At 68.2% G+C, this 6,526-nt stretch carries 6 protein-coding genes; 3 read left to right on the top strand and 3 right to left on the bottom strand.

Features of this window, described 5'->3' with window-relative positions; all coding sequences use genetic code 11:
• Window positions 1–224 precede the first annotated feature (224 nt).
• The 3 genes from AC1DS3_RS01560 to AC1DS3_RS01550 all read left to right on the top strand — a co-directional run bounded on the left by AC1DS3_RS01560 (window position 225) and on the right by AC1DS3_RS01550 (window position 3,337).
• Window positions 225–1,202 (top strand): Bug family tripartite tricarboxylate transporter substrate binding protein, encoded by a 978-nt coding sequence (locus AC1DS3_RS01560; protein WP_441638227.1) that lies wholly within the window; start codon window positions 225–227, stop codon window positions 1,200–1,202.
• A 72-nt stretch (window positions 1,203–1,274) separates the two neighbouring features.
• Window positions 1,275–2,474 carry a CaiB/BaiF CoA transferase family protein gene (locus AC1DS3_RS01555; RefSeq protein WP_441638225.1) on the top strand — a complete coding sequence of 400 codons (1,200 nt, stop codon included), beginning with the start codon at window positions 1,275–1,277 and terminating at the stop codon, window positions 2,472–2,474.
• Complete coding sequence (locus tag AC1DS3_RS01550; protein ID WP_477126576.1) at window positions 2,471–3,337, top strand: citryl-CoA lyase; 867 nt, start codon at window positions 2,471–2,473, stop codon at window positions 3,335–3,337. Before AC1DS3_RS01555 ends, AC1DS3_RS01550 begins: the two co-directional genes overlap by 4 nt.
• 28 nt (window positions 3,338–3,365) lie before the next feature.
• Here the strand turns inward: AC1DS3_RS01550 and AC1DS3_RS01545 are convergent, their stop codons facing one another.
• From AC1DS3_RS01545 to AC1DS3_RS01535, 3 genes are all read right to left on the bottom strand, one after another.
• Complete coding sequence (locus tag AC1DS3_RS01545; protein WP_477126575.1) at window positions 3,366–4,595, bottom strand: GGDEF domain-containing protein; 1,230 nt, start codon at window positions 4,593–4,595, stop codon at window positions 3,366–3,368.
• Window positions 4,596–4,836: 241 nt separating this feature from the next.
• On the bottom strand, window positions 4,837–5,565 hold the full coding sequence (locus tag AC1DS3_RS01540; protein ID WP_174424044.1) for an IclR family transcriptional regulator: 729 nt from the start codon (window positions 5,563–5,565) through the stop codon (window positions 4,837–4,839).
• Between the two features lie 428 nt (window positions 5,566–5,993).
• Window positions 5,994–6,479, bottom strand: coding sequence for a hypothetical protein (locus AC1DS3_RS01535; protein ID WP_477126574.1), 486 nt, complete (start codon window positions 6,477–6,479; stop codon window positions 5,994–5,996).
• Window positions 6,480–6,526: the final 47 nt, after the last annotated feature.

Here is a 6,526-nt window from a genome sequence, read left to right as displayed (position 1 = left end):
GTCAAAGAAAAGTGACCGGCAGCCCCCGCAGGGGGATGTCGTATGGCCCTTGGGTGCAAAAGCCAACGCCGCCTCCCCAAAAAGCCGCCCCCCTACCCCTTGACATCCCCCCCTCCCCCCTCCTATCCTCCCACCTAAATTCCCTAAGTAAGACCAACGTTCTAATCTACAGAACACAAAGAATCTTCCGCCGGTGCCGTGCACCACCCCAATCCGGAGACACAATGAAACGCTTCCCCATCCGCGCCCTGCTGCTGCTCGCAGTCCCCGCCCTGCTCGCCGCAGGCGCCATCCCCGCTGCCGCGGACACCTATCCGAGCCAGCCGGTGCGCCTGGTGGTCCCCTTCCCGCCGGCCGGCGGCACCGACGTCATGGCGCGCCTGGTGTTCAACAAGGTGGGCATGACCACCCACTGGAACGTGGTGGTGGAAAACCGAGCTGGCGCGGGCGGCAATATCGGCATGGACGCGGTGGCCAAGGCCCGCCCCGATGGCTACACGCTCGGCATGGGCCAGACCGCCAACCTGGCGATCAATCCCACGCTGTACCCCAGGATGCCCTACGACGCGATCAAGGACTTCACCCCGGTGGCGCTGGTTTCCGCGCAACCGCTGGTGCTGATCGTGCGCAAGGACGCGCCGTACAAGAACCTGGCCGACCTGGTCACCGCCGGCAAGGCCAGGCAGCTCTCGATGGCGTCGGCCGGCACGGGCACCGTGGGCCACCTGACGGGCGAGATGTTCGCGCGCCGCACGGGCATCAAGATGCTGCACGTGCCCTACAAGGGCGCCTCGCCGGCGCTGACCGACCTGCTGGGCGGCCAGACCGACTTCTACTTCGCTACGCCGCCGATCGCGCTGCCGATGATCAAGGCCGGCAAGCTGCGCGCACTCGGCGTGACCTCGGCCAAGCGCCTGCCGCTGCTGGGTGACGTGCCGACCGTGATCGAAGGCGGCTATGCCGGCTTCCAGGCGGAGGACTGGAAGGCGCTGGTGGCGCCGGCCGGCACGCCGGCGGAGATAGTCAAGCGCGTCAACGAGGAGATCAACAAGGCCATCGCCCAGCCCGATACCATCGCCAAGATGCGCGAGGAAGGCAGCGAGCCGCGCGGCGGTTCCCCGCAAGACCTGGCCGCGTTCATCAAGGCTGAAAACACCCGCTGGGGCACCCTCGTGCGCCAGTCCGGCGCCAAGGTAGAGTAACGCCTTCGCCGCCCGCCGCGGCCAGCTTCGCCACTGCGAAGCGCCGCGGCACCGACACCTCAAAGCCTCGCCATGCAAAAACCGCTACGCCATATCCGCGTCCTCGACCTCACCAACGTGCTGGCCGGGCCCTTCTGCTGCCACCAGCTCGCCCATATGGGCGCCGAGGTCATCAAGGTGGAAACCCCGGGCACCGGCGACCTGGCCCGTCAGCTGGGGGCCGATGCCGAGCTCAACAGCCGGCTCATGGGCGTGTCCTTCCTGGCGCAGAACCCCGGGAAACGCTCCATCACCATCAACCTCAAGCACGCGAGCGGCAAGGAAGTCTTCCGCAAGCTGGTGCAGAGCGCCGACGTCCTGGTGGAGAACTTCCGCCCCGGCGTGATGGACCGCCTGGGCCTGGGCTTCGAGGCGCTCAAGCAGATCCATCCCAAGCTGATCTATTGCGCCATTTCCGGCTTCGGGCAGGACGGCCCGCTGTCGGACCTGCCAGCATACGACCAGATCATCCAGGGAATGTCCGGGGTGATGAGCATCACCGGCGACCCGCAGACCGCGCCTTACCGCGTGGGCTACCCGGTCTCCGACACCATCGGCGGCATCACCGCGGCCTTTGCCGTGGCCGCCGCGCTGGCGGATCACCAGCGCACCGAGGGCTACTTCATCGACGTATCGATGCTGGAAGCCACCCTGGCCACCATGGGCTGGGTGGTGTCCAACTACCTGATCGCAGGCAAGACCCCGGCGCCGATGGGCAATGAGAACATGACGGCCAGCCCGTCCGGCGCCTTCCACACCGGCGATGGCCTGATCAATATCGCTGCCAACAAGCAGGAGCAGTTCGAAGCGGTCTGCCGCGTGGTKGGCCGCCCGGAACTTGCCACCGACGCGCGCTTCGCGCAGCGCCAGGCGCGGCTGGCCAACCGCGCCGAACTCACGCGCGAGCTGGAGGCGGAGCTGGCGAAGAAATCCGCCGATGCGTGGTGGAAACTGTTCAACGAGGCGGGCGTGCCGGCCGGCCCGGTCTACAGCGTGCCGCAAACGCTGGATCACCCGCAGGTGAGCGGGCGCGGCATGATCGGTGAGTTTGCCGACGTGCCCGGCGTGGGACGCGACATCCGGCTGGTGCGCACGGGCTTCAAGCTCAATGGCGAGGCGCCGTCGGTCGACACCCCGCCGCCGGAGCTCGGCCAGCACACCCGCGAGATCCTCGTCCAGCTTGGCTACGGCGAGGCGGATATCGAAACCCTGCAAAAGGAGCGTGCGGTATGAGTGAACCTACCAAGGCAAACACCGGCACCAATGACATCAACGAAGGCCAGCGCCTCTCCCAGGACTGGTGGCGTACCGAGATCATCGACATGCAGCCCGGCGAGATCCGCTACCGCGGCTATCCCATCGAGCAGTTGATCGGCCAGGTGTCGTTCGCGCAGATGATTTGGCTGATGCTGCGCGGCGACCTGCCGGCGCGCGGGCAAGGCRAGTTGCTGGACGCCGCGCTGATGTCGGCGGTGGACCACGGCCCGCAAGCGCCCAGCATTGCCATTGCCCGCATGGCCGCCACCTGTGGCGTGGGCCTGAACAATGCGATGGCGTCCGCCGTCAACGTGCTGGGCGACGTGCACGGCGGCGCCGGCGAGCAGGCGGTGGAACTGTACCAGGATGTGGCGCGCCGTATCGACGGCGGCGAAACCCAGGAAGCCGCGGTCAAGGCCGCCCTGGCGGATTATCGTGACAACCACGGCAAGTTCGTGTCCGGATTCGGCCACCGCTTCCATCCGCTGGACCCGCGCGCCCCGCGCCTGCTGGCGCTGGTGGACCAAGCCGCAGCCGATGGCGTGGTCTCGGGCCGCTTCGCCACCATTGCACGCGCGGTGGAGGCCGAACTGGGCGCGGGCCGCAGCAAGCCGATTCCCATGAATATCGACGGTGCCACGGCTGTGATCTATGCGGAGCTGGGCTTCCCGGCGCCGCTGGCGCGCGGGCTGTTCTGCCTGTCGCGCTCGGTCGGGATCCTGGCGCATGCCTGGGAGCAAACGCAGCAAGGCGGCCGCAACAAGGGCCCGATCCCGCGCCAGTACATCTGGACTTACGACGGCCACCCGCCCCGGGACGTGCCGACGGCGCAGGACTGATCCAGGCTCAGAGACAGCGCTACCGGCCCTAGCGGCCAGGCACGTGGGCGGAGTCGCCCACGTCGCCGGGCACCGGGCGCGTGGACGGCGCCATCCAGGACGCCAGCGCATAGCGGTCCCGGCCAAACTCCTTGGCCGCATAGAGCGCCCGGTCAGCCGCCGCGAACAAGGCGCGCCACAGCCCTTCCACCCCCGCCGCCCCGCCGCGCAGCTCGGCCACGCCGATGCTGACGCTGGCGAACGCCGCCGAGTCGCCGGGCAGCGCAATGCCACGCACTTTTTTCAGGATCCGGTTGGCCAGCGCGGTGGCCTGGCCTTCGTCGGTATGCGGGCAGAGGATGCAGAATTCCTCGCCGCCGTAGCGCCCGGCTACATCGGAGGCACGCCGCGAGTTGTCGATGGCCTCGGCGATCAGCTTGAGCACGGTGTCGCCGGCATGGTGGCCATGCCGGTCGTTGACCTGCTTGAAATGGTCGATATCGATCACCAGGCAGGACAAGGGCTGGCCGTGGCGCTCCCAGGCAGCCACCAGGCTGATGGCCGACTTGTCGAGCGCGCCCCGGTTGAGCAGGCGCGTCAGCGCATCGAGCCTGGCGCCGTTTTCATTGGTGGCAATGACCTGCTCCATGGCCATGACCGTAAACCCGAACAAGGCCAGCAAGGTGCCCACCAGCGGCACCACCAGCAAGATCCCGTTGGCACTGCTGGCATAGAACGGCCCCGAGGCCACGTTGCCCKCCAGCCCGGCGGCAAACCCGGCCAGGTGCGTGGCCAGGTGAACGAGGCTGGCAATCACCACCAGGGGCGTGCCCACGCTGCGCCGGCCATCGTAGGCATGCAGCAGGGTGACGACCGTCAGCACGGCCACCAGGGCCAGGCTGCCGTAGCCGATCACATGCATGCGCGCCTGGCCACCAGCCATGCCGGCGGCGCCAACCAGCGCCAGCGCGGCCACCGTCACGCCCACCGCGAGCGTGCGATCCCACGACGCCATGCCGTAATACACCCGCACGCCGCGGTAGATCAGCATCCTGCCGGCGATAAAGGCGGCCGCCCCGCCCGCGCTGACATAGACCAGCCTGGCCGAAGCGTTGGCCGCCAGCACCAGCCCGGCGGCCGACACCAGCAGATGCCCGAGCGCCCACAGGCGCMCGGCCGCGCTGGGCCGCAAGGCGCCAAGCAGGCCGGCCGAAATGGCCAGCGTGCTGGCGTACACCACCACCATGACGACGACAATCGTTTGCTGGTCTAACTGCACGGAATTCCTTTGAAGATACCGTGTTGCCGGTGACGTTGACGGGAGGCTTCAGAGGCAGGCCCGATTGGTTGGTCAACTTCGCAAAGGCGCATGATATCGCCACGGACGCCGACAGGGCCACCCCCGACAAGCCGGGCATCGGCCTGGTTGCAGGGGCACGGCGCAAGGAGCAAGGAGCAAGGAGCCAACGCTGACGAGCAAACACCGCGCCAGGACCGGTTTTGCACCGATCTGGGGCAGCTCAGGCGGGAAACGGGAACGTGCCCCCCAGCGCCAGGGTCAGGTCGCGGGCTGCCCGCAGGACATGCGGGCGGAAGGCCTCGTCGAAGCGCGGCGTCGGGCAGGTCAGGGTCAGCGCGCCCTTGAGCTCGCCGTCCGGGCCAAACACCGGCGACGATACKCCGGCAATCTCCGGGAGACGATCCCCGACCATCGCCGCGACGCCCTCTTCCCGTATCTTCTGGTATAGCTCCCCCCGCGCCCCGCTGAATGCGCGCAGCACGCGGCCACCGGCGCCGCGGTTGCGTGGCAGCAGCTCCCCCGCCTTGGCATGGTCGCGCACCGGCTGGGGCGAGTCGACGCGGTACAGGCACAGACGGTGCTCGCCCTGCTCGACGTGGTAAGCGGCGCTTTCGCGTGTGGCCTGCACCAGTTGGCGCAGCACCGGCATGACGATGAGTTCGAGCGAGAACGAAGCCGAATACACCGAGTTCAGCCGCGCCACTTCCGGGCCTAGCCCGTAGCGGCCATCGGTATGGCGCAGGATCAGCCTGGCGTGCTCCAGCGACGCCAGCAGGCGCAGCAGCGTGCTTTTGTAGAGCCCGGTGCGCTGGGCCAGCTCCACCAGGCTCAGCGTGGTGTCGCCCAGGCGGAACGCGGAAAGCACGAACAAGGCCCGGTCTACGGCTACGGCGCCGCCTTCGGCGGCATGTTTGTCGGCTTCGGAGAGCTGGGCGGCTTTACGTGGCATGAAGGAAACAGGGCAGGAAAGGTCAGGAAAGGGCAGGAAAGCGGGAAAAAGCAGAGTGGCGGCGTGGCGGCGTGGCACAGGGCCGGCATCCCGCCGACCGGGGAAAGCCAGCGGCAGAGCCGCACAGTGTTCCACGGTACAGAACGGTACCAGGCTTGTCAATCGGTGCCGCGCGCRGGTGTGGAAGGATGCCCCGCGGGCCAGATGCCCTGCTTGCCTGGCGCCGGCATGCCCGCCGGGTCGCGCGCATCCTTGAGCCGCCGCACCGGGCCGGCCCGGTCAAGCATGGCGGCAAAGACAGGCGACAGGCGCCGCGGCGAAGCCGCGCAGGGCCTGCGCGTGCGCGAAGGGCGCGGCCGAGCGATCCGGTGGCAGCGCCCTTCGTGCATTCACGCCCGTCGTGCATTCACATTAAGCGCCGTCCTTCGTCAGTGATGATKGCCGCCACCATGGAACCCGCCCCCCTGGAAGCCGCCGTGCGGCGCGCCGACAAACGACCCGCGCGAGCCGCCATGGAAGCCGCCATGGAAGCCGCCACGGAAACCGCCGCCCGGGCGCGAAAAGAACACGCGGTGCATGTTGTGCGCGTGATGAAAGCGGTCGATAAAGATAAAGCTCGCGCCAAAGCCGACGCCAACCGGCGCCCAGTACCAAGGGTCGTAGTAGTAAGCCGGCTGCGCATACACCACCGCGCCGCCAGAGCTATCCACCATCTGCCAGGAGCCATCCGGCTGCAGGCAGGCCAGCCCCACCACCTGTTGCAGGTAGCCGTCGATCTCCACCTGCCCCGCCATCTGCTGGCAAGGCGACGAATAGCCACTCCCTGCGTCCGCGGCCACCGCCTGCGCCGCCGCGGGCGCGCTCAGGCCGAGGCCGGCAAGTAACGCCGCCACGGCACCCAGAGCCTTGCTCATGATGTCATCCCGGGATCGAATGCCCGACGTTGCGATGCGCCGGGCTA

Source organism: Cupriavidus sp. 01L46, assembly GCF_056399905.1.
The sequence above is the reverse complement of the archived record's forward strand: the minus strand, read 5'-3'. Positions and strand labels throughout refer to the sequence as shown.